The organism is Paraburkholderia aspalathi (assembly GCF_900116445.1).
Classification (GTDB): Bacteria; Pseudomonadota; Gammaproteobacteria; order Burkholderiales; family Burkholderiaceae; genus Paraburkholderia; species Paraburkholderia aspalathi.
In genome coordinates this window covers 1-23,838 of the sequence record NZ_FPBH01000038.1, presented here as the reverse complement: position 1 = coordinate 23,838, position 23,838 = coordinate 1, and the positions used below count along the sequence as shown (strand labels likewise).

Genomic DNA, 23,838 nt, shown 5'->3' with positions numbered 1-23,838 from the left:
ATAAAGCGGGCCACAGCATGCGCCGTGGCTCTACAACGTAAGCGCAGTGTGCGCGCATTGCCCGCAATCGTCATTCGGGGTTTATACGAATTTGTACCATCTAGTTAGTTTGTATAGACTGTCGGGAAATTCCGCTAATATGGGTAGTTCTGGCCTGCGGCCTGCTGGTTGACAGTAACTAGCTAGACCATTTTGCGCATTGCAGCATAGCGGACCGCAAGACACGCGGACGCCGCACAGCGGCCGCTTCGCGCCGCCCCACCAGTCGTTTCATTGTTTTTGCAGGAGCCGTTCATGCAACGTTCGATTGCCACCGTGTCGATCAGCGGGACCCTCGTCGAAAAGCTGACCGCAATCCAGGCGGCGGGCTTCGAAGGCGTCGAAATCTTCGAGAACGACCTGCTGTATTTCGACGGCTCACCCGCCGACGTGCGGCGCATCGCCGAGGATCTCGGGCTGAAGATCATGCTGTTTCAGCCGTTCCGCGATTTCGACGGCGTAAGCCCGGAACGCCTCGAACGCAATCTGGATCGGGCGAAACGCAAGTTCGACGTGATGCACGAACTGGGTACGGACCGGATTCTGGTGTGCAGCAACGTTTCCCCCGACACCATCGGCGACGACTCGCTGATGACCGACCAGCTCGGCGCGCTGGCCCGCGCGGCCGCAGCGGCCGGCGTGATCGCCGGCTATGAGGCGCTTGCGTGGGGCAAGCACGTCAAGACCTACCGCCACGCGTGGAAACTCGTCAATGCGGTCAATCATCCGAATCTGGGGCTTGTGCTCGACAGTTTTCATACGCTGTCGCTGAACGATACGGTGGACGGGATCGCTGATATCCCGGGCGATCGCATCGCCTTCGTGCAGATTGCCGATGCGCCGAAGCTCGCCATGGACGTGCTGGAATGGAGCCGCCACTACCGCTGCTTCCCGGGCCAAGGCGATTTCGATCTGGCAGGCTTCACCGCCCAGGTCGTGAAAACCGGCTACTCCGGGCCGCTTTCGCTCGAAATCTTCAACGACGGTTTTCGCGCCGCGCCGACCGCCATCACCGCGGCGGACGGCCATCGCTCATTGCTGTTCCTCGAGGAACAGACCCGGGCGCTCCTTGAATCCACCCGGCAGCCGGTCGGCGAACTCTATCGATCGCCCGCTGCGCCCGCGCACGTCGGCTATCAGTTTCTCGAGTTCGCGGTCGACCACACGACCCGCGCGCATCTCGTCGACTGGCTCGGCAAGCTGTGCTTCCGTCAGGCCGGCCAGCATCGTTCGAAAGATGTGACGCTGTTTCAGCATGGCGCAGCGTCGATCGTGCTGAATGCCGAACCGGATTCATTCGCCAATGCTTTCTTCCAGCAGCATGGTTTGTCGCTGTGCGCGTCGGCCTTCCGCGTGGACGACGCCAATCAGGCGTTCGAGCGCGCCGCCGGGTTCGGCTACGCCCCGTTCTCGGGCCAGATCGGCCCGAACGAACGCGTGCTGCCGGCCGTGCAGGCGCCCGACGGCAGCCTGAACTATTTCGTCGACGAGACACCGGACCAGCCCACCCTGTTCGAAGCTGATTTCGTGCTCACCGACATTAATGGTCCGACCGAAGTGGGACCGCTCGCGCGCATCGACCATGTCTGCCTGTCGGTGCCGGCGCCTTCGCTGGATACATGGGTTCTGTTTCTGCGGACCGCGCTCGGCTTCCAGGCCGAGCCCGGCGTGCTGGTGCCCGACCCGTACGGGCTGGTGCGCAGCCGCGCGCTGCGCAGTCACGACGGTTCGGTGCGAATCGTACTGAACGCCTCCGTGGACCATCACACGGCGGTGGCCGAAGCCTTGCATACCTACCACGGCTCGGGCCTGAATCACGTCGCGTTCAGCACCGGCGACATTTTCAGCGCAGTTCCCGAATTCGTCGCCGACGGTCTGCCAGTGCTACGCATTCCGCGCAATTACTACGACGACCTCGCCGCCCGCTACGCGCTGCCGGACGAGACGCTCGAGGCGCTGCGCGCGCACAACATCCTGTATGACCGCGACGAACGCGGTGGCGAGTTCTTCCACGCTTACACCGAACAACTCGATCAGCGCTTTTTCCTGGAGATTGTCGAACGGCGCGGCGGCTACGACGGTTATGGCGCGGCCAATGCAGCCGTACGGCTCGCAGCGCAGGCTCAGCGACGCAAGTAGGGGTTTGCGGCCGGCAATGCTGGTGGACGGTGGTTTGCGGTTCGCGGCCCTCCACCCGCGAATTCACGCAGATCGGGCACGGCGCATGCTCCATCGGCTCAAGCGGGCGCGCCGCACCGATATAATGGCGTTTGATCCGCGGCCAGTGCCGCGCGCACCCTGCCCCATACGGGTGTGGCGCGTACCGTCAGCCGAATGAAACGCCAGGAGAGATATGAAGAAGTTTGCCGTAGTCCTGTCAGTTCCCCTGCTTCTCAGCGCTTGCGCGTACTTCCAGAAGAATCCGGATGCCGGCGAGCCCGTCACGGACACCACCACGCAACGCTCGGTCAGCGACGTAGTCGCCTGCCTGACGCAAGTGGCGACCAGCCACAACGCCGCGTTCAAATCGACCGCGATTCCGCAGGGTCAGATGCTCGATTTCGGCGATTCGAATATCGTCAAGGTCCGTAGCGACAACGGCGCGACGACTTATCGCTTCTACGCGGGCAAACGCCACGTGAACAATCTGTGGATAGAATCGGCGAGCAAAACTTGCGCGCCGTAAGGTAAGCAGACGCAATAATCGGCCAGGTGTAACGGTCGGTAACTTGTTCCGGCGCAATCATAGTGTCACGGTGTTACATCACAATGGTGTCTTAAGAATCGTTTAAGACTTCATCCGCATGATCCATCCGACACTAATCCGCACAAGGTGCGCTTCATGAACCAGCCCGATCACAACACGAACGACTCGCCCGCACCGGCGAAAAAGCCCACGATTCTGCGTCGCTTGCTGAGCCATCACGAACTGGCAACGCTGCTGCTGTTGCTGCACGCGCCGATCGACGCATCCGCGAAACCCGAGATTCCGCAGCTTCACGAAGCCGGCCTGATCGAAACGGTCTCCGGCGACGCCGGCGCCTCGCATATCCGTCTGACGCCCGAAGGCAATGCAGTGTTGCGCGGACTCGGTGTGAAATAAGGCGCGTTGTAGATTTTAGTTACGCCTGCCAGACGCCGTACCCCGCCTCCCGTAGTCCAATCGCCAATTCCACTTCCATATCCTGTGCGCCGCGGTAAGGCATCGGATTGTAAACTTCATACAATTCGGGCATGAGGCGCAGGCCGTAATCGCGCACATAGCGATTTGCCTGAATGCCGGCCTTGTGCCGGTCGAATCTCAGATCCGGGTCCAATCCCGTCATTCCCACATACACGCACGGCTTGTCGAACCGGTAATCCGGATTCGCGCGGCGAAAGCGCGCCTCGTTCCAGACGGTGTCGTCCAGTGCGACGACATAGACGTAGTAATGATGCTTGCGACGAACCATGTGCGCGGCGGCTCAGCTTCGCGAGGTTCCGTGCAGCAGCATCCGGTACTCGGTCGGCGTGACGCCGACGGTCGCCTTGAATTGACGCGTAAAGGCGCTGTGGTCGGTGTAGCCGCAGAGTGCGGCCACGTCGGTGACCTTGTCGTGTGAAACCAGCAAGGCGGTAGCGGCGTCTAGCCGCGTTTTTAGCAACACCTGGCGCGGCGTCAAATGAAACACTTTGTGAAAGTAACGCTCCAGTTGCGCCACCGACATATCCGCCATTGCAGCAAGCTGTTTCAGATTCAGCGGCTGCACGTAATTTTCCTGAATGGACTGCACCACTTCAGCCAGCCGGCTGTAAGCAGGATGACTGCTTTCGTCCGCTTTCAGGTCGCGGGAGATGCCGGCAAGGCCGACCACCTTCCCCGCCGGATCGCGCAACGGCTGCTTGCAGGTCAGGCACCATCCCGGCTGACGGCCGGGATACAGGTGCAGCTCCAGCTGATCGATCATCTGGCTGCCAACGTTGATGATTGCTTTGTCCTGGGCGGTGTAGATGCGACCGAAACGGTGCGGGAAGACGTCCTCGGCGGTCTTGCCGAGCAGCGCGGACTTTTCCTTGAAGCCACAGCGCGAAGCCAACGTGCGATTGACCAGCGCATAGCGGGCATGCGCGTCCTTGACGAAGAACACCACGTCCGGCATCGCATCGAACACGGGCTCAAGTAGCGTGAAATGCGACAGCATGCCGGACAGCGTTGCGTCGTCCGGTTCGAGCGGATGAGCCAGCGTGTTCATCGTGCGGGTTCCGTGGTCGGTGCGGTTGTGCGTTGAGTGCCGTTGGTGCGTTCATCCGCGCGACTGCACGGGGTGGCGCTTGCGGTCGATTATAGGGCCACGCGCTATTGAAAATATCCAGCGGACGAATGGACGGCTGTTTCACTCAGCGGGCAACGGCTCCTCGCTGATTGCCATCAACGTGCCGATTTGCGCCGGACTGAACGGCGGGCGCGGCGCTGCAGCTTGCCAGCCTAAATACAGCGAAGCCGCGGCGCCACAGATTCGGCCCTGGCATGCACCCATCCCGCAGCGGGTATGCAGCTTGGCCTCGCGCCAATCCGGATAGGCGCGTACCTCGCCGAAGCTGACGTCTTCGCAACGGCAGAGCAGCGTGGCGTCGTCGGGTGGCGTGCGCGCGGCGGTCTGCAAGGCAAAGGCCGTTTCGACGCGCCTTGCGAAACGCCGCCATCGGGCTCGTTGCGCTTGCAATGCGGTGCGGTTTGCCGAGACGCCGCTCGCGGCCAGCCCGGCAATCTCGCCTTCCACACCCGCCAGTTCCGCGCCGCCGACGCCCGTGCATTCGCCTGCTGCCAGCACGCCGTCGACCGAAGTCCGCTGTTCGTCGTCGACGACGATCTCGCCCGCTTCGGTGATCGCACAGCCGAGCGCTTGCGCAAGCGTGATATTCGGCACGAGTCCATAGCCGCAGGCGATGCGGTCGCAGTCGAGCGTCGACTCATGCTCGCCGCGCCGGATCGTCACGCGCTCGACGCGGCCATCGCCATGAGCTTTCCGGACAATGCTGCCGGTCCAGTAACGCACGCCCGCGAAGCCGCGCGTCATGGTAAAGGCTTGCCGTAACTTCGCCGGCTCGCCCAGCAATGAGGCTCCGAAGCGGGCGACCTCAAATGCCGAGGCCTGCTCCACGACCGCCAGCACGCGCCCCCCCGCCGCACGCGCGGTGGCAAGCGCCGCGATCAGCAAGGGACCGCTGCCTGCAATCACGATCCGTTCGCCGCGTACCGGCATGCCGCCTTTGATGAGTGCCTGCAGCGCGCCCGCACCGGTCACGCCAGGCAACGTCCAGCCGGCGAATGGCAATAGCCGCTCGCGCGCGCCGGTCGCGAGAATCAATCGATCGTAGCTGATCGACACGCCACCGTGCTCAGCCGACTCGAGCAGCAAACCTCGCGGACTCAAAGGCGCGATTACGCGAGTGGATGGCAAAAGGGTGACGTTGGTTTGCGTCTTCAAAACGGCGAGCAGGCCTTGTAGCGGCACTTGCGGCGGATGGCCGGGACCTTGCCGCCAGATTTGACCGCCGGCGCGCGGATTGTCGTCGAGCACCGCGACTGTGGCGCCCTCGCGCGCCGCTGCCTGCGCTGCGTTCAATCCGGCTGGACCGGCGCCTACCACGACGATGTCGAAATGCTGCTTCATCGGTTGGCCGTGGTGGTGGGGGCGTTGGTCACGTTGACTGCGTTGGCCACAGCCGCGGCAGTGCAAACCACCTGCCCATCGCGGCAAAGCGTCTGGCATGCCAATACATGCGCCCGACCGTCGATCGTGACGCGGCACTCCTGGCAGATACCCATCCCGCACAGCGCTGCACGCGGCTCGCCGCTGACCGACGTCCGCGTACGGCCCGCGCCCGCCATGGCAAGCGCCGCGGCCACGATCGTGCCGGCTTCGACCTCGACGCTTCTACCGTCGATCGTCAAGTGAAGGTATGTTGCATCGGCGTCAGCCATGGGCCACCTGTTGCGCAAAACGGACCGGCAAGTAAGGCTCGACGGGAATCGGTGCAGTGTTCCCAGTGATCTGTGCGGCGAGCAACTTTGCGGTTGCCAGCGAAGTCGTCACGCCAAGACCCTCATGTCCAACCGCAAGCCACACGCCGGGTGCAAAATCACCGGCCGGACCGATCAACGGCAGACCATCCGGCGACGCCGCACGGAACCCGGTCCACGCACGAATGCCATTGAGCGTCGGCAGGACCGGCAGATAACGTGCTGCGCGCTGCAGCATCTGCGCGAGCACCGGCATGTCGACGGCAGGATCGGTTGTATCGAACTGGCGCGACGAGCCGATCAACAACTGCCCTGTAGGCCGCGGCTGCGCATTGAACGCCACCGAGGTACCGGCCGCATGATGTGCGCTCTTGATGTAGCCCAGCTCGAGCAGCTGATGGCGAATGAGTCCGGGATAACGGTCGGTGATCAGCAGATGACCTTTCTTCGGTTGCAACGGCAGAGACGGCAGCAGTTGCTGAGCACCCAGACCATTGGCCACGATCACGTGCTCCGCGCTGACGCGCTCGCCGTCGGCCAGCGTCACGCCACGCGCGCTGATTGCGGTAACCCGCGTACCGAGCCGCACACGGATCTTCTCGACTCCTGACGATTGCGTCAGCAGCCACTCGGAAACCGTCGGCGCATACACGATGCTGTCGTGTTCGATCCGCAGGCCGCCCGCCATCGATGCCGCCAGCGCCGGCTCACACGCCCGCAACGCGGCCGCGTCGAGCAGTTGAGCGGTGACGCCCTGCGCTTCGAAGGCGGCATGCATGGCGCGGGCGGCTTGCGATTCCTCATCGTCGGCCGCGACCCACAAAGTGCCGCAGCGCGCGAACGCGTCGCGCGTGCGCAGCTGAGGCGCGAGCGCCAGCCACAAGTCGCGCGAATAGCGGCTCAACGCGAATTCCGCGGGCGAGTCGTTCATCACGACGATATGCCCCATGCCCGCCGCCGTCGCGCCGCCGCCGATGCCCTGCGCGTCGAGTACCTCAACGCGCATGCCCAGCGCGGCCAGCTCCGCCGCGCAAGCCGCGCCGACAATGCCGGCCCCGAGGATCAACGCATCCGCTGTCATGCCGTGCGGATGCCCCATGCGAACGGGTCACGCTCGTCGAAACACAAACGCCCTTCGGCCATGATGTGCGCATGGCCGGTGATGGTCGGAATCACCGAGACGCCATCGCCGGCGTCACGATAGCTCGCCTCGAATACGCTGCCGATGATGCTCTCCTGCCGCCACACCGCACCTTCGGGCAGCTTGCCGTCGGCGGCGAGGCAGGCGATTTTCGCGCTCGTGCCGGTACCGCACGGCGAGCGGTCATACGCGTTGCCGGGACAAAGGACGAAGCTGCGACTGTCGATGCCGTCTTGCGAGCCCGGTCCGAAGAGTTCGATGTGGTCGATCAAGGCGCCGTCCGCGCCGGTGATGCGCTGCGCGATCAGCGCATCGCGGATTGCCGTACTGAACGTGGTCAGCTCGGCGATACGCGCCGCCTCCAGCGAGTGCCCGTGATCAGCGACGAGAAAGAACCAGTTGCCGCCCCAGCCGATGTCGCCAGTCAACATGCCGTAGCCCGGCACGTCCACCTGCACGCCTTGCCTATAGCGATACGCCGGCACGTTGCGCACGGCCACGCTGCCGTCCTCGTTGAGCGTCGCTTCGACGACGCCGACCGGTGTCTCGATCCGATGAAGCCCCGGCCCGATCCGCCCCATGTGCGCGAGCGAGACGACGAGACCGATCGTGCCGTGCCCGCACATGCCGAGATAGCCCACGTTGTTGAAAAAGATCACGCCGGCCGCGCACGCGGCATCGTCCGGCTCGCACAGCAGCGCGCCGACCACCACGTCCGAGCCGCGCGGTTCGGTGACGATGCCTGCGCGCCAGTCGTCGAAATGCGTGCGAAACACGTCGAGACGCTGCGCCAGCGTGCCGCCGCCAAGCTCCGGGCCACCCGACACCACCAGGCGGGTCGGTTCACCGCCGGTGTGCGAGTCGATGATATCTAGGGTTTTCATGATGCACATGGTAGGAATGCCGGGCGCCGAAGTCTTGGTGTGCATAATCGTGGATTGTGACGATTTCAGCATATCTTATCTGTCCATCCGCGCAGGCGTCGACTATTGAAATCAGGCTGGTGCCGCGTCTTAACAACCTCTATCAAGCGAGCTCAGGAGCGCACGAGAGGCCCGGTCCATATGCTTTCGACGTATTTTGCATCCTGTGCTGAAATAGCCGGTCCGCTTGGCCTTGCTGGGCATACAGGCACAGCCGCTATGCTGAAATCGTCATCCGCCACGCGTGAATCACGCAAGACGGCAGCATTTTCCCTGCTTACACTGCGCTTCGACTCAACACACTCAGGAGAGCAGTCGTGGCGCATATCTGGGAAGGCGTATTGCCCGCAGTTACCACCAAGTTTCACGCGGATTTCAGCATAGACCGCGAATGGACTGGCAAGAATATCGAAGCGCAGATCGACGCGGGTGTGGACGGCATCATCGTGTGCGGATCGCTCGGCGAAGCATCGACGCTCTCGCTGGACGAGAAGCTGCAAGTGCTCGAGATCGCCGTTGAAGCGTCGCGCGGCCGTGTGCCCGTTTTGCTGACGATCGCCGAGAACAGCACGCTCGACGCATGCCGCCAGGCCGAAGCCGGCAGCCGGCATGGCGCGGCCGGATTCATGGTGCTGCCTGGGCTGCGCTATCTGTCCGACCGGCGCGAAACGCTGCACCACTTTCGCAGCGTCGCCGATGCGAGCGCGCTGCCGCTAATGATCTATAACAATCCGCTGGCCTATGGCGTCGACATGACGCCCGAGATGTTCGCGGAAATCGCCGACGAAAAGAAGATCGTCGCGATCAAGGAATCATGCGGCGACGTGCGGCGCGTGACCGATCTGATCAACGTGGTCGGCGACCGCTTCGCGATTCTGTGCGGGGTCGACAATCTCGCGATGGAAGCGATATTGATGGGCGCGCATGGCTGGGTGGCCGGTCTCGTGTGCGCGTTTCCGCGCGAGACGGTCGTGATTTACAAGTTGCTGAAGGCGGGCCGTCTTGAAGAAGCGCGCGCGATCTATCGCTGGTTCGCGCCCCTGCTCGCACTCGATGTTTCGTCGAAGCTGGTGCAGAACATCAAGCTGGCCGAGACGATCGTCGGGCTCGGCACGGAGCCGGTGCGGCCGCCACGTCTGCCGTTGGCCGGGGATGAGCGCAAAGCCGTTGAAGCGTTGATCCGCCAGTCGATTGAAAACCGGCCGACGCTGCCGCAGGTTTAAGTTGCGGTTTGAGTTGCAGCAAGTTGATGGGTAGCCGCTCCCGGCCGCAGAGCAGCGCGGCCGGTGAGATACCCGCTTGTCAGGCCGCCTGCTTTTCCGCGGCCACCTCACCTTGCCGCAAATGCAGCAGCCGATAGCCGCTCTTGTAAACGGGTTGCAGCCGGAAGTCGTTTTGCGGCTCGATCTCAAGCAGCAAACGCAAGCGCGACACATGGCTGTCGATCGTGCGGGTGAACTCGCGGAACTCACGGCCCCACACCATCGCGAAGATATGGTCGCGCGACATCACGCGGCCGATATTGGAAAAGAACAGCGACGCCAACCGGTATTGCGTACCCGATAGCGGCACCGGCTGACCGCGCAGCATAACGAGCTGGCGATGCGTATCGAAGTGATAGGGGCCGACATCGAAGCTCGCGGCGCTGAAACGGTCCGGATAGGCGCGGCGCAGTAAGGCCGCAACGCGCTCGCGGAACTCGCCCGGACGCAACGGCAGCCCGACATAGTCGTCTGCCCCGCTGACAAAGGCGCGCACCACGCTGTCCTCCGACGTCTCGGCCGAAGCGAACAGCACCGGCAGGCGGTCGCCACCAACGGCGCGCACCGACCTCAGAACTTCCGCACCGGAGAGACGGGTGCCTTGCCAGTCCAGCACCAGCAGATCCACGGTGGAACGGGCGAGCGCTTTCGACATGCTCAGACCGTCGTCGTAGACCATACAGGTATGGCCGGCACTCATGAGAATCTTTTCGATCGACTGACGTGTGACGGGGTCACGCTGAAGGATGGCAATGCGCATGGGATGACTCTTAACTGATAGCTCGGACGCGATTCTCGGAGGGACGCCCAAGCCATCCCATAGGAGCATTCCTAATTTGCGCGTCAATCGCCCCCTTCCGACTCGTGTGTGCTGCATTCCTACACGCGACCGCTGCGGCTCGCACGACACACAGGCAAGCCGTCCTGGCTGCCTTCGAAAAACCCCGTTTCGGGAACTTTTCCCAATCTAATTAAGCACTTCCCAAAGCGATCGGCTTTCATCCTGTAAAATCCCCGCCCTGGTCCCAGTCGTCATCGCGCTTGCCCTATCCGGGCCGGCGCGCCGGTGTCCCGTGCTCTACCCAGCGCTTGCCACACTTCTCGCCCGACGACCGCCGTATTTCCACGCGCCACGTGTGGTTTCCAATTCAAGACAAGACACAAGCAATGCAAGCGACAAATCTGGGTGGAGCGCAGGCTGTCACCCCACGCCCTCTTGGGCGAAGCGACTACAAGACGCTCGGCCTCGCCGCGCTCGGCGGGGCGCTGGAGTTTTACGACTTCATCATCTTCGTATTCTTTGCGCCGGCGATCGGCCAGCTGTTCTTCCCCGCCGCGATGCCGGACTGGCTGCGTCAGGTGCAGACCTTCGGCATCTTCGCGGCGGGTTATCTGGCCCGGCCGCTCGGCGGCATCATCATGGCGCACTTCGGCGACCTGTTCGGCCGCAAGCGCATGTTCACGCTGAGCGTGCTGCTGATGTCGGTGCCGACGCTGATGATGGGTCTGCTACCCACCTACGCCAGCATCGGCGTGATGGCGCCGGTCTTGCTGCTGCTGTTCCGCGTGATGCAGGGCGCGGCGGTCGGCGGCGAAGTGCCGGGTGCGTGGGTGTTCGTTTCCGAGCATGTGCCGCAGCGGCACATCGGCTATGCGTGCGGCACGCTGACGGCCGGCCTCACGGCGGGCATCCTGCTCGGCTCGCTGATCGCCTCGGCGGTGAACCGCAACTTTGCACCGGCGGAAATCTCCGCCTACGCATGGCGCATTCCGTTCCTGGTGGGTGGCGTATTCGGCATGTTCTCGGTTTATCTGCGCCGCTGGCTGCATGAGACGCCGGTGTTCGCCGAGCTCAAGCAACGCAAGGCAATCGCCGCGGAAGTGCCGCTCAAGGCCGTGCTGCGCGACCACGGTCGCGCCGTGATCGTATCGATGCTGCTCACGTGGATGCTGTCGGCTGCAATCGTCGTAGTGATTCTGATGACGCCGACGCTGCTGCAGAAGCAGTTTCATATCGCGCCGGCCACGGCGTTGCTGGCGAACTGCGTGGCGACGCTGTGTCTGACGATCGGCTGCGTGATGGCGGGCTCAATCGCCGGCCGCATCGGTGCGGGGCGCACGATTTTCATCGGCGGCCTCGCGCTGGCCGTGACGTACTACGTGATGTTCCAGCAACTTGCCGTCGATACGTCGGCACTGGTGCCGCTGTACGCGGTGGCCGGCCTGTTCGTCGGTGTGATCGGCGCGATTCCGTTCGTGCTGGTGAAGGCGTTCCCGCCGGTCGTGCGATTCTCAGGCATCTCGTTCTCGTATAACGTTGCCTACGCAGTGTTCGGCGGCCTCACACCGATCGCCGTTTCGCTGATGATGAAGTCAAACCCGATGGCCGCGCCGCTGTATGTTGGCGCGATCTGCATTGTCGGAGCATTGACCACACTGTTCATCAAAGACGCGCCGCAAGCGCGCTAATCGAGCTGTTTTGTAACGGCGCATCGCCTGGTGCGCCGTTGTTTCCATCGGCTTCACGCTCAGCCTCTCCGGCAATTCCGGCGACATCGACACTTCACGCCGGACCGAAACATCGTGCGCCGCATCGGCCTACGATGTACCTCATTGGTGACGCACAAACGAAACCTGATTTGAGCCAAACAAACCTGATTTGGGGGTTTTTGACAAACAAATCTGCTCCGTACGCACTAGCGAGGGCGCCCCCCTACGACAAAGAAATCTGACCTGGTGTTAACCGGTTGATTCGCTAGAAATTCCGAGGGACACCGCGTGACCTGTTCCGGTTGAGCGGCTTGCTGGCGCTCGTAGAGTTCCGGTTCTTCGGACGTGGAACGGAAAGCCACCAGGCAACTCTTGCGCAAAGCCTTAGGCATCGGACTAAGGCGAGATTCGCGACAAAGAAAACTGGTTTCGTCAAAACAAATAGCAAACAAATCTGGTCCCAACTCCTCGGCCCGAGGCTCCGGCGCACCTACACTGGCCGGGCGCGACCTGGCAACAATGCCGGGCGCCCTCACCTACGCAAATTATTTACAACAACGCTCGGTCTCTTCTGAGAGCCCGGTCAATCTCCTGCTGCTCATAGCATGCACGGCTAACATTCCTTCGTGAGGCAACGCGAACGGACTTCGTACTTGACGTTATCCAAGCAACTGCACGGGTCTCCGGCCGCTTACAGATAAAACCATGCCCTGGACGTCTTATATGATGAAGTTGAAGTGAAGGCTAAAGCGCCCTTGCAGAGCGACCAATCTTTCGCAGAATGGATGCACGCATCACGGCTAAAACTGAGTGCAATACCTGCTTTCATCCTTCATGAGAGAGACGCATGAGCACCAAAAAATCGAAATCGCGAAACGGCCTGCCTGCTTTGCAGGGCGCCGGTGCAGCCGGGCTTGTTCTTCCTAACTTTCGTCGAGACTTCGACGACGACTCGCTCATTCAGAATGCGATGGACTATGTCAGCAAACTGATTGACGTCTATGAGTCCGGCCCTCACTTCTACGCGAACCTTGACTCGACCATCCTCGAAAGATGGCTTTCCGAGGATTGGCCTGAGCTGATTGAAGCCTTGACTGAAGAGGCCACTCTGGAAGCCTTCCGCCGAAACCTCATAGACTACTGCAGCCGACTATCGGCTGCCGGTGCTATCGCCGACTCCTTTCTGGGTGAAACTCTCGACTACGAGCAAGGCGGGTACTGGGATTTCGATGTTGAGCGATTCTTCCCCGGACTTCATCGCCGGGTTCTATTCGGCAAAGTGAAAAAACTGGAGCAACTTCCGTCGATCATCGCTGTGCTCGTTGAAAAGTTTACCCGCAAATGCCACGTACGAATTTACGATAATAACAAGTATCCTCGTTATTCCCGCTTACCGTCCGAAGGATGGGACTGGTGCGACCTCGCACAAGTGAAGCATGCTGATGACAGGACCGCTTTTCTGCTTCGCAAAGAGCATTTTCCGATTCAGCTGGGTTGGGAGACCCACGAACGATACGCGCTCGTGCTGAACGCATCGCCAGGGACTAGCGCTTCTACACTCATTGACCATTCGTCCCCGTTTCACATTGCCCCACTGACAAATTCGTCAGGCAAGGTCATTGCCTGCTGTCGTCCGACCGAGGGCGTGACCGCGATACCATTTCTCGAAAATCACTCAACGCTTACGCTCTTTCGAAGGTTCATCCCGGTCATCTATTTATTGCCCAACGGGCCTTTACTTATCCAATATGAGTGGAGCATGATGGCGACCGGCAACTTGTACGTGAGAGAAGCGCGCGAAATCGAAGACCGCTATGCTTCCGATTCTCCAGCGAATGCAAACGACAACGCGGAAGCGCATATCACACAAATCCTCCCGATGCCGCTCGGAGCTGGACCTAAACCGAAGCCGCAGCACGCTGGACCGTGGAATGATGCATGGTCTGATTGCATACCATGCTAGCGCGCGTCGGGCGAACAGGCATGCCTACTACATGCTGGGACATATCAGCTAACCGCCACTTCGCTCGCAACGATGGCTATCGCCATCGTCGAGTGGCCAGCACGATGTCCCCATAGATCACTGCGAGCGGCGGCGTCAATCTGCCGCGTCGGTTCACCTCAGTTTATCGTAGCGATCCTCGTTACCGCTTCGAGCAATGGCTCGCTACTGTGTACTGACCCGCGTGATGAGATACATGTGTTCGTGTCAGCCTCCCCGCAGGTCAATTCATTTGACCGATTGCGACGGTCCATCCATGATTCCCGACATCCGTAGCCTTCCAAGTCTCGCCGCGAGTTGAAATCGCGCTGAACGCCTGTCGGTCTATGCCTGAATCCGCTTTAGGTTTGCGCCTACAAGCGAAGACTACGCGTTAAGTAGTTCGAGAATCTTGCCAACGCCTACCCGAGCGTCGTCGGGGAGCGGCTGGACATGGACATTCCTGAGTTTGCCGCGTCGATACTCGACGCCAATGCCGTATCAGACTACTTTGCCAATGAGTGGGGGTTTCTCACGGAAAAGGGAACCGGCGAACGCATCTGGGCAGCGGTAAGCTATCTAGTCCGTGCGCTTCTACTACGATGCCCAGATGAGCGCGAGGCTATCGAAATAGTGAGCAGATCGTGCGCGCAGGCGACGCGGATGAAGCTGATGTCTCGTCGGGCATCGTTGGTCTAGAGCATGATCCGACGACGCGAGGCAAAGGAAATTTGTAGCGACATACCCCGTAGTACCGCGCCTCAACTATTGCGGGGCCAATTCATACCATGGAAGTGACTTTCGCTTACTCATTGATTAATCAATAAAATCAGCGCGAAGATAAATATCTATACACTCGAAAAAATATACGACGTATAAATAATTGGATATTTTCCAATACCTATTTACAATTGAAAAACAACTCATTAATATGATTCCCATCACGAGAGCGAGGCGCAATAGATAGACACCCCATCGCCCGCTCACTATCGGTTTCGACCGGAATTCCAGTTCCACAATTTTTATATGTATTGATATGTCAAACCACCGTTATCCTGGTTTTCGCTCTGCTACGCTTGAATTCGATTCTGAAGATTTTAATCGACACGTTTTACAGAAAATTTGCAATGACGCAGACACGCGCCCCTCTTTCCATGGCTATGTTATGGCAGCCGATGACGTACTTGCTGATGCCGCAGAAATCTCTGGTGAGAACATCGTGGTCATCCGACTTCGTGGCCACAACTCGAATGAAATTGATCACAAGAACCCGGACATCTACAGCCAGGTTCATCCTCGACCCGATGGTGCGCGCATAGCGTGCATCATGCTCGCCGGCGGCACAGTAGCACTTACGCATATGGCTCCGCACTGGGCTGACGTGAGCCTTCACGACACGCTCAACGTTCTCTGGATTTTGGACGACGAGTCGGTGGTGTCGCAGTATTACTTCTCTGATGATCTCAACGAAAGCATGATGGTCACAAACGGCATCGAAGATGACCACAATCCGCTAACCCAAGAAGAAGTCAAGGCATGGCAGAAGGTCGCGGCAGAGGCGAGCCACATCGGCGTTTTTGAAGTGGTCGACCTGTTGCCCCCCACGACTCCTTTCCGAGAAGCCGCTTCGGCCGCCTGACCGCATGAGACGGCGCAAGGACACCGGAGTTATCGGAAGCAACAATGGCAGAACGAGGAGACTTCTCGGTTCGTTCCTATGCAAATCAAAGAAGCTTCTTCTATCCCAAAAAAACGGATGCGTCGGCCAACCTTTCACCTCTCGCGATGAGAAAGCCCGAAAAACCGCCTCTCGGCAAGCACTTCCCGGTCGTGTACTTCGTATCCCGCCGTCGCGAGCCGTAACCTCTAACACTAAGGCATGGCATGTATGGACAGGCCAAGCAAAACAACTACCCTTATGAAACATAGAAACCAGAACAATCTGGCTGAAATTCAACAATCCGCAATCAGCGGCGTAATTTCATACCTGACGCTTTGCGAAATTCCCGCTCACTTCATCAATCCTCGTCTGGTGCAGCTTGCGCTTGAGGCGTCGTACAAGCCGCAACCCCTATTCTGGCGCGCGCTGGACCGCGCAACCATTTTGCGCGCACTCGAAGAGTATGCTCCAGGCTTTAAAGGCGCTCTATCTTTCGTTAAAAGAAATGCGTTCAAGATTCTCGTCGATCGGATTGATTTTATGCTTGAGCTCCGTCATAGAGACGAGCTGAACGCAGAAATCTTGCTCGCAGCGCCTGTCGACGCACGGCAAGCCGTCTTCGCGAATCCTCTTGAATATTTGGTTCTGCAACTTACCTCCCGAGGCGAAATCGAACTCGCTAAAGATGTGCTTGCAGACAAGGAAAAGGGACCAGATGCCGCGCTTGAACTGGTAGAGGCACAGCTTGCAGCCAAGGAAGGCCGCCCCTTTATGACTGAGTCGATGCGAGACGCCATGGTAACCAGCCATGCATTCATTTTCGACCGCCCCTTCGACGTTGATAACGACGAGGGATAATCAATGACACGGCATGGCGGCCGAGGCTTACCACAGCAATGTTAGCGCCTGACGCGCCGCCTCGTCGTGCGGCCGGTCGCGCTCGCGTGTCATCTTTGTCATGCTGGTGTTCTCACAGAGCACCCGGATGGCGTGAATGCGTGCTCAAGACACATCAGTACCGAGATGGCTAAAAACGTCCGCTACACCGTGTACCGCAACGTAGGCCATACCTGACCCAAATGAATAAATACCCTGCTTCACGCCACAACGCTGGCGCTACCGTCGAGCAAGCCCTCTCTTATGCTTTCCGACTCATCGGAAAAATGGAACAGTCCGCCGCAAGCAGCCAATTTATTTTTGTGGCTGAAGTCGTCATTTGGGCAATCGCGCGGCTCAATCCTTCTCTTGCGACGGCGCTCCGTGATGCAGGGCAATTCGGTGACTTTCGTCGCTGCCTTGCGCTATACGGCACATTACGGCCGTCGGCAGAGGAGCTTCGTTATCAGGCATACCTCGATGCCTGTGCGGAAGACTCGATGGCCTGGCCGGACGATGGCCACGTGACCGCTGAGGATATGCTGTGCGCACTGGAACATGGTTCAATCTGCGTTGCGGAAACTCCACAGCGAGCGTTATTTGAACGTGTCATTCGGGCTATTCCAAGGCGGCCGCAGCGCACGTTATCCCGGGAATCGGTGCGCGAACGTCTTCCCGCCGTCGTTCACTCATATGCCATCGAAAGCGAGTTAGAAGCTCACATGCCGGACTACGATGTGGCGCAAACGCCGTCATACATGGTGAAAGCCATGTTGCATGCCCGCCGCGAACTGATTCTGTTCGATGATGGCGCGCACCCGGAGTTCTGGGAGCAGACCTACCCGAGCATCGTCGGGGATTGGCTTGAGATGGACATACCGGAGGTCGCAGCGTCGATACTCAGCGCAGGTGAGGTGTCGGATTACTTTGCCGATGTGTAGGGGTTTCTCACGGAAATGAGGACCGTGGAACGCATCTGGGCCGGCGTAAGCTATCCAGTTCGTGCGCTTCTACTACGATGCCCAAACGAGCACGAGGCCATCGAAATAGTGAAGAAGATTGTACGCGCAGGCGACACGGCCGAAGCTGATGTACCTCGTCGGTCGTCGTTGGTCTGGAGCATGATTCGACGACGCGAGGCAAAGGTGTCACGGATCGGCATAAAGGCGCCATGCAAGCATCCTCCCGTCGCAAATCCAGCGGCGTGAGGTTTGGAAACATTGGAAAATCGATGATATGGCGCCCCGATTTGCCCCCAATGTCCAACTCCTCTGGGTCCAATTCTAGAAATGCAATGAGAAGCTTTAATTTCTGCGGCCTATTTATCCACCATATCGACCTACCTTTGTCAAGGTCTGCGATTTTGGCGCTGAGAGAGCGCGAACTCATCTCGCCGAACTCGTCGGCATATTGACCGACGAGTGTGCGAGACAGTTCTTCCGTAGATGGAAATCCCTTCGATTTACGTTGTGATGTGATTTTTCCCATCATTAACTGATTTCCACCCGTGCGCGAGTTCCCATCGTACATCGAACAATGCAGGTTGCTCAATCGCACCGAAAATTGCACCAGTGCAGCTCCGGTGCACAGTCGTTGCGTCGTTCTGCCCATATCCCTATATTCCAATCCAGGCGTCCGTCGGGCGACGGCGCGAGGTGCCAACTTATCTACACGCGATTCAAGGAGAATCACCATGTGGCCCGATTTACTGAAGACCATTATTGTCGCAGTTGTTACGGTTGTAGCCGAGAAGGTCGTTGAGGCAGTCAAGGAAGCCAGTTGAAAATCTTTTCTTGTCTGATTCCTGTCCTTCCCGTAACCACCTGCCGGGGCGACTGTTGCCTTGGCCGGAAAATGCAAATGCTTATAAGGAGAGCAACCCATGGCTAATCCAATCGAATTATTCGAATCTCTAACAGACAATGCTGCAGATTTGCTCGAAAAAGTTTCTACCCCTGGCTCCCGCGCCGGTTCGACCATAGAACGGGTGGGTACCCTTGCTGTAACAAATCCGTAGCACACGAAACCTCCCCTCTTACACCCTCAGCCGACTGTTCCGTGTCCCGGCTCGCGCTCGCTCATCCGACAAAAATCGGCCATAAGCCGACGGTCGAGGTCGCCCTCCAATTTGAATAGCCAACGTCTCGGCCCCTCCCGCTAAATGGCCGGTTTCCGACGAGCAAATTGCCGGTGGCAGCCCTCAACGCGACCGAAAGGCGACGGTCGCGATAAAATTCCAAAGCGGCTGCACGCGCGGCCGAGCGTTGAACGCGTGAGGAGTGCCTGTTTTTTTGACCGGCCCAACGCCGATGGCGGCTTGAATTCACGCAAAATTCTGACGACTGCGGCGTCCGTAATTGCTCTGCGACCGTCAACGTGGTACGCGGGGCGAGCAGTGACCAACCAAACAACCACAATCTGGAGAGGTACATGCTCGATCCCGTGAGCTCAATTGCGTTCGAAATGCAAGCTGGCAAAGGCATGTTTGCGCTGTTGCTGGGCTCGGGGGTGTCACGCTCTGCAAAAATACCCACTGGGTGGGACATCACGTTGGATCTGGTCCGGCGCGTCGCAGCTCTGAGAGGCGACGATGCGGGCGCTGATCCGGCCGCTTGGTACGCGTCGGCCTTCGGCAAAGCACCCGACTACTCGGAGCTTCTTGACGTCCTAGCTACGACGCAGACGCTGCGGCAGCAGGTCGTCCGGCCGTACATTGAACCCAGTGATGAGGAAAGGGCGCGCGGTGAAAAGCTTCCAACGGCCGCCCACCGAGCAATTGCGAACCTCATGGCCAAAGGCTACGTGCGCGTAGTATTGACCACAAACTTCGACCCGTTACTCGAACAGGCTCTCGCGGAGATCGGTGTCAACGTTACCGTAATCGCTTCCGCGGATCACGTTGCTGGCGCACTTCCTCTCGTACATGCCGGTCCGACCATCGTTAAGCTTCACGGCGACTACTTGGATACTCGCATCCGAAATACTTTAGTCGAACTTTCTGACTACGAGCCGGCCATTAACGACCTTCTTGATCAAATATTCGATCAGTTTGGCCTGATCATATGCGGATGGTCTGGTGAGTGGGACGTGGCATTAAAAGCCGCAATCGACCGCGCGCCGACTCGGCGTTTCCCCACGTATTGGGCGTCACGGGGTGCGCCGGCATCGGCCGCTCGAGCGCTTATCGAACGGCGTGGCGCGCGCGCCGTGCAGATAGATGGTGCGGACGGATTCTTCGACATGCTTGAGCAGCGAATTCAAGCAATTGAAGCGTTGCGGCGACCCCATCCACTCTCTACCGACATCGCGGTTGCCATGCTGAAGGAGTATCTGCCTGAGGAGCGTCATCAGATTCGGCTTCACGACTTGCTCACTGGCGAGTTTGGTCGCGCGCTGGATCGGCTTAACGGCCTGAACTTTTCAGTTGCCTCTTGGGACCCAAAGGAGTTTGCAAGACAAGCTGCTCAATACAGTGCCGCCACGGAGCCTCTACTACCGTTGGCCTTTACGGCGGGGATGTGGAGCAATGGGCGGCAGGCACAACTGTGGCAAGCGTTTATTGCGGAACTGGCTGAGCGTCGACACGGCTTTTCGGGAGTTACAGCCTTAGTTGATCTGCGCTCGTTTCCGGCGTCGTTGGTCTTCTACGCCTTCTGTTTTGGCGCCCTAGTGGGAGGTCACCTTCCACTGATTGGGGAACTCGCCAGAAAGATCGCGGACTTCGGTATAGGGAAGTTCGCGCTAGGCGACGCGTTGAATATTGCGTCAGTGATTACCGACGGGGGAGCTGATCGCTTCAAGCTCTTGACGGACTACGCTAACAAGCGCCTGCCGGGATCAGAACTGATTGCCAACACATTACGATCAGTATCGAAGCACGTACTGCGTGGATCGCGTGCCTTCGATGACGCCCTCGCGCGTTTGGAGATGGCGTTAGCGTTCGGATACGCAGAGCGTATGAACTCCGCGGAGAAGGGCTGGTTCTGGGCCCCGCCTGGTCGTTTTCTGTTCGATCGTGAGTTACGAGATTCGCTGATAAGTCTATGGCGCGCGGACTATGAGGCGCGAACGCTACAAAGCGACCTCTGTGTGATGGCAGGGTTGAAGCAGCCACCAAGGTTCGCCGAAGTACAAGAGCAGTGGAAGCTGCCTTTCTAAGTAACAGGTGAGCGTCCGTTTTCCAACTGGAGCCGACGTTTGAGTGACATTGCTCCACGTTTGTGAACGGCTGGAGTTGGCCGATTGGGTGAAGTCGCCAACGGCCGCTCATGCGCAGTCCGGTTCGCAAAAACTGGATTCCAGCTGACTGACCGCTTCGGAGAAGGTCATCTGACCGGGATGGGTCGATTGCCGCCGATTGCCGTCGGTCAGAGATCGGCCATTTGTTGTAGCTCGTCCCACTCCGTGAATCCGTCATCTGGACGACTGCTCCTCTTTTGAAACCCTCCGGACAGCCAACGAAAACATCGCTACTGGTTTGTTCTCGTCCTGCACATTGGCTCCGCCTATATTCTCGGTGGCGTCTGAGCTGCATCCGAATCCCGCAGACTCTGTACGCTCCTCGCACGTTTATCACAGAAATGCGAACTTTTAGTACGCGTCGCGCGAAGCGCAAGGAATCTTTGTGTGCTACCGAACATAAAGTCGATCAACGGCTCTGTCTGCGCTTATGAATGTCCTACCTTTGAGTCCACAACAGATGCCTCGTAGGAAGATCATTCGCTGAGAGGTTCGAGTGTTCTGATGAGTCATGCGAGGCCCCGAGGACCATAGTGTGGAGATCGACTTCATGACCCAGTGCCGGAGTTTGAATCTCGTATCGCTGGTTCTGATGGCTCTCGTCGCGTTCGGTGTGTCGGGCGAAGTCTATGCTCAGGATGCCACCATCGCGGCGGCGGCCGCAGCGGCCTCGGCGGCGCAATACGCGTCGGCGGCGTCAGCATCTGCTCTAGCTGCCTCGTCCGCGGCCGCCCCAGCAGCATCCGCACAGGTCGCCGACGTCCACAAGTCTGTTGTCACGTTGATAGTGGTGGGTTCCATTGCGTTCGGGATAGTTAGCATCGCTATCGTTTTGTGGCTTGCGTATCTGATACGCGCCATTTTCTGGATGGAGGCCGCGAAGGACAAATCGGACCGGTGGCGCAGATACCTGATGCGGCTGCCACTCGGTGCTCCCGAAGGGAGTGTGCGGGCGCTGATCACTGTGTTCATCGTCGTATTCGGCTTTGTCATGCTGGCATTGCAACACGACCTCCAGATCGACAACGCGAACGCCATAGCCGGTTTCGTCGGAACACGTCGTCGCCGCTCCAACATCCACCGTTCACACAACCGTTTTCTCCATTCGAGCTTTTACAAGACTGAAACCCCAGCAACAGCGTCGGCTACAGGCCCGCCTGTCATCTGATCTGGGATAACGGCAGGAATGACACACCTCTTCAGTGTTTACTTAAATATTCCTCCGAGGCCGCCGTTCTGTCAAGCCAACATACGGACTTAGGAAAGTCTTCGCTCCTGAGTGAGACGCACGATTAGAAGACCAGTGTGTGCGCAGTGCCGGTTCGAATTTTTCGAGTTATTCGCTTTGTGTCACAATCGGCGGAACACCTCGAAGCTTTGGCGAAAAATCATGCTTCCCGATCCCGCGTTCCACCTGTTTGAGCCCAAAGCCGTCGAGGGGCTGTACCAATCGGCCCTCGACGGAATGGCGCGGGTGCTCGCTGAAAAACTCAACGAATTCACGGATGCTAATCCTGGTGTGAAGCCCGACCACTTCCAGCTGCACGACATGCTGAAGGTCGCGCTTGACGACGCCGTCTTTGCGGGGCGGCGCGAGCATGCCGTTTCGGCCAGAGGCGCGCGTGCAGCACTGTTGTTGCTCCTCAGCGCCAGCAATATCTCAACGCAGATTTTTGACGCAGCGAGACCCTCCCTCACGGAGGACCGGATGTTGTCCACCGAGAACGTTGCGCAGATTCTCAATGTGTCTCGCCCCTACGTCGTCAAGCTAGCGGATTCTGGCAAGCTTGGTGCGATCGAGAAAACGGAGGGCGGGCAACGCCGAATTCCGGCTGCCGCAGTAGAAGCCTATCGCAGCGAGCGACAAGCCAAAAGTCGCAAGGCGCTGGAGGACCTCGCAGCAACCTCGGAAGAAGGCCGCCTCTACGATGCGACGGCAGGCCAAATCGACGGAAAGGATGAGGCGACGTGATCGCGGTTATGCTAGCGCTGACGCCGACCAATACCCAGCAGAGCTGACCTAACGCCTCACTCACTGACGACTGTCAATGAACAGTCACGTCAGCCGGCCGTGAAAACTTCGGTAGACGGGCAAGGTGTTCCAGGGACTGCTTCTTCGCGACCTTGGCCAGCCGGTCAGTCATGAGGATATTAACCAAAACGTGCTCAAGACGAACGCCCGGGATACCGGTTGTCGCGGTACGTTGGACGATACCGCTTTCAATCAACCTCACAGATGCCTGCATGAACTCCCACGCCTTCTCCTTACCGCACTCGCCGCGGAATTACTCCACGCCGTTCTGCGGACCTTCAATTTCCCATGGAAAGAAAGCAGCATTTCGCTCCTGAACAAGAGCAAAGCCTGCTTTGCTGCCCTTCTTCCAAGCGTCGATAGTTTTCCAGACTTCCGGGTCGCTCGCATCGAGCCAGCCAGTAAATCTGAAGCGTCCCTACCTGCAGCAGCATCTTAAGCAGGGTGCAATCATCTGCCTGAAAGCGGCCTAGGCCGAAGCTACCCGCCTCACCGAATAGTCGAACGTGGCCGAACGTTGTAGCCCAGTTTCTGTAGATGAGCCCCCTTCTTGCGAAGCTCAGCCTGCTCGTCGCTATCTTGCTTCTCGCATACTCGACTGATTTCGGCAAGATCAATAAGGATTGAAAAGCCTAAGCTCGTACCCACGCTCAGCTTCGAACCAGCGCCTTTATCCGATTTTTCTAGCTTTGAATTCATTGCTTTCTCCTTTTCCGTAGATGGAAAGTGTAGCGACACGGTCCAGCTTGGCTGGTAAGCCCGCGCTTGGCACTATTTTCATGCCACCGCTATCAGGAGATTCGTACGCAAGCAAAGTGGCGTCATAAACCAATGCCAGTGAGTTAGAGACGTCAGCGCTTATCATGCTGATTGTTTTGATTTCCGCAATCCGTCTCGAAGATGAGATCTCGGCCACCCATAGATACCCTGGCCAAGCCATCGATGAAATTTGCCTTACTACTTCCAGAGGCGCCCCCTCTACTGAGTTTAAGAGATGGGACTATTCGAGATGAGCAACATAGTATTTAAGCCAGTTTAAATATTTATGCAAATAACACCCGCCTCTCGCCCGCTGTGGAAATCAGCGACATCTCTCGGCCGAGGCCGTGTAAAAACGCGTGAGCCGGCGGTCTGTCGAGCGACTGGTGAGGCCGCGCCTTCGCAGCTTCCTGTCTTCCTGTTGTCTACGAC

21 protein-coding genes are annotated in these 23,838 nt (G+C 58.9%); 13 read left to right on the top strand and 8 right to left on the bottom strand.

What is annotated here, in order from left to right; genetic code table 11:
• Positions 1–294 precede the first annotated feature (294 nt).
• From BM438_RS38025 to BM438_RS38015, 3 genes are all read left to right on the top strand, one after another.
• Positions 295–2,178 carry a bifunctional sugar phosphate isomerase/epimerase/4-hydroxyphenylpyruvate dioxygenase family protein gene (locus BM438_RS38025; protein WP_093645326.1) on the top strand — a complete coding sequence of 628 codons (1,884 nt, stop codon included), beginning with the start codon at positions 295–297 and terminating at the stop codon, positions 2,176–2,178.
• Between the two features lie 214 nt (positions 2,179–2,392).
• The gene (locus BM438_RS38020) at positions 2,393–2,725 is read left to right on the top strand and encodes a hypothetical protein (protein ID WP_093645324.1); all 333 of its coding nucleotides are present in this window, start codon (positions 2,393–2,395) and stop codon (positions 2,723–2,725) included.
• 156 nt (positions 2,726–2,881) lie between these two features.
• Positions 2,882–3,142, top strand: coding sequence for a hypothetical protein (locus tag BM438_RS38015; protein ID WP_093645322.1), 261 nt, complete (start codon positions 2,882–2,884; stop codon positions 3,140–3,142).
• Positions 3,143–3,161: 19 nt separating this feature from the next.
• On the opposite strand, the gene BM438_RS38010 is transcribed toward BM438_RS38015, so the two are convergent.
• The 6 genes from BM438_RS38010 to BM438_RS37985 form a co-directional block, all read right to left on the bottom strand.
• On the bottom strand, positions 3,162–3,491 hold the full coding sequence (locus tag BM438_RS38010) for a hypothetical protein (RefSeq protein WP_093645319.1): 330 nt from the start codon (positions 3,489–3,491) through the stop codon (positions 3,162–3,164).
• Between the two features lie 12 nt (positions 3,492–3,503).
• Positions 3,504–4,271 carry an AraC family transcriptional regulator gene (locus BM438_RS38005; RefSeq protein WP_093645317.1) on the bottom strand — a complete coding sequence of 256 codons (768 nt, stop codon included), beginning with the start codon at positions 4,269–4,271 and terminating at the stop codon, positions 3,504–3,506.
• Between the two features lie 141 nt (positions 4,272–4,412).
• Complete coding sequence (locus BM438_RS38000; protein ID WP_093645315.1) at positions 4,413–5,693, bottom strand: FAD-dependent oxidoreductase; 1,281 nt, start codon at positions 5,691–5,693, stop codon at positions 4,413–4,415.
• Positions 5,690–6,004 (bottom strand): 2Fe-2S iron-sulfur cluster-binding protein, encoded by a 315-nt coding sequence (locus tag BM438_RS37995; RefSeq protein ID WP_093645313.1) that lies wholly within the window; start codon positions 6,002–6,004, stop codon positions 5,690–5,692. The genes BM438_RS38000 and BM438_RS37995 overlap by 4 nt, the downstream gene beginning before the upstream one ends.
• On the bottom strand, positions 5,997–7,124 hold the full coding sequence (locus BM438_RS37990; RefSeq protein ID WP_093645408.1) for an NAD(P)/FAD-dependent oxidoreductase: 1,128 nt from the start codon (positions 7,122–7,124) through the stop codon (positions 5,997–5,999). Before BM438_RS37990 ends, BM438_RS37995 begins: the two co-directional genes overlap by 8 nt.
• Complete coding sequence (locus BM438_RS37985) at positions 7,121–8,077, bottom strand: 4-hydroxyproline epimerase (protein WP_093645411.1); 957 nt, start codon at positions 8,075–8,077, stop codon at positions 7,121–7,123. The genes BM438_RS37990 and BM438_RS37985 overlap by 4 nt, the downstream gene beginning before the upstream one ends.
• Positions 8,078–8,424: 347 nt before the next feature.
• Here BM438_RS37985 and BM438_RS37980 point away from each other — a divergent pair, with 347 nt between their 5' ends.
• A complete protein-coding gene (locus tag BM438_RS37980) occupies positions 8,425–9,330 on the top strand; it encodes a dihydrodipicolinate synthase family protein (protein ID WP_093645311.1) in 906 nt (301 codons plus the stop codon).
• A 79-nt stretch (positions 9,331–9,409) separates the two neighbouring features.
• On the opposite strand, the gene BM438_RS37975 is transcribed toward BM438_RS37980, so the two are convergent.
• Positions 9,410–10,129 (bottom strand): response regulator transcription factor, encoded by a 720-nt coding sequence (locus tag BM438_RS37975; protein ID WP_093645309.1) that lies wholly within the window; start codon positions 10,127–10,129, stop codon positions 9,410–9,412.
• Positions 10,130–10,536: 407 nt separating this feature from the next.
• On the opposite strand from BM438_RS37975, the gene BM438_RS37970 reads away from it, so the two are divergent.
• From BM438_RS37970 to BM438_RS37930, 9 genes are all read left to right on the top strand, one after another.
• Positions 10,537–11,838: an MFS transporter gene (locus BM438_RS37970; RefSeq protein WP_093645307.1), complete on the top strand. Its 1,302-nt coding sequence runs from the start codon at positions 10,537–10,539 to the stop codon at positions 11,836–11,838.
• 868 nt (positions 11,839–12,706) lie between these two features.
• Positions 12,707–13,822, top strand: coding sequence for a hypothetical protein (locus tag BM438_RS37965; protein WP_093645305.1), 1,116 nt, complete (start codon positions 12,707–12,709; stop codon positions 13,820–13,822).
• 1,183 nt (positions 13,823–15,005) lie between these two features.
• On the top strand, positions 15,006–15,479 hold the full coding sequence (locus BM438_RS37955) for a hypothetical protein (RefSeq protein ID WP_093645301.1): 474 nt from the start codon (positions 15,006–15,008) through the stop codon (positions 15,477–15,479).
• Positions 15,480–15,758: 279 nt separating this feature from the next.
• Positions 15,759–16,358 carry a hypothetical protein gene (locus BM438_RS37950; RefSeq protein WP_143131831.1) on the top strand — a complete coding sequence of 200 codons (600 nt, stop codon included), beginning with the start codon at positions 15,759–15,761 and terminating at the stop codon, positions 16,356–16,358.
• Between the two features lie 221 nt (positions 16,359–16,579).
• The gene (locus tag BM438_RS37945; RefSeq protein WP_143131830.1) at positions 16,580–17,317 is read left to right on the top strand and encodes a hypothetical protein; all 738 of its coding nucleotides are present in this window, start codon (positions 16,580–16,582) and stop codon (positions 17,315–17,317) included.
• 941 nt (positions 17,318–18,258) lie between these two features.
• The gene (locus BM438_RS46790; RefSeq protein WP_279630577.1) at positions 18,259–18,393 is read left to right on the top strand and encodes a hypothetical protein; all 135 of its coding nucleotides are present in this window, start codon (positions 18,259–18,261) and stop codon (positions 18,391–18,393) included.
• A gap of 413 nt (positions 18,394–18,806) precedes the next feature.
• A complete protein-coding gene (locus tag BM438_RS37940; protein ID WP_093645295.1) occupies positions 18,807–20,534 on the top strand; it encodes an SIR2 family protein in 1,728 nt (575 codons plus the stop codon).
• A gap of 616 nt (positions 20,535–21,150) precedes the next feature.
• The gene (locus BM438_RS37935; RefSeq protein WP_143131829.1) at positions 21,151–21,783 is read left to right on the top strand and encodes a hypothetical protein; all 633 of its coding nucleotides are present in this window, start codon (positions 21,151–21,153) and stop codon (positions 21,781–21,783) included.
• Positions 21,784–22,005: 222 nt separating this feature from the next.
• Positions 22,006–22,587 carry a helix-turn-helix domain-containing protein gene (locus BM438_RS37930; RefSeq protein WP_093645291.1) on the top strand — a complete coding sequence of 194 codons (582 nt, stop codon included), beginning with the start codon at positions 22,006–22,008 and terminating at the stop codon, positions 22,585–22,587.
• A gap of 549 nt (positions 22,588–23,136) precedes the next feature.
• Here BM438_RS37930 and BM438_RS37920 read toward each other — a convergent pair.
• The gene (locus BM438_RS37920) at positions 23,137–23,346 is read right to left on the bottom strand and encodes a hypothetical protein (protein ID WP_093645287.1); all 210 of its coding nucleotides are present in this window, start codon (positions 23,344–23,346) and stop codon (positions 23,137–23,139) included.
• Positions 23,347–23,838 lie beyond the last annotated feature (492 nt).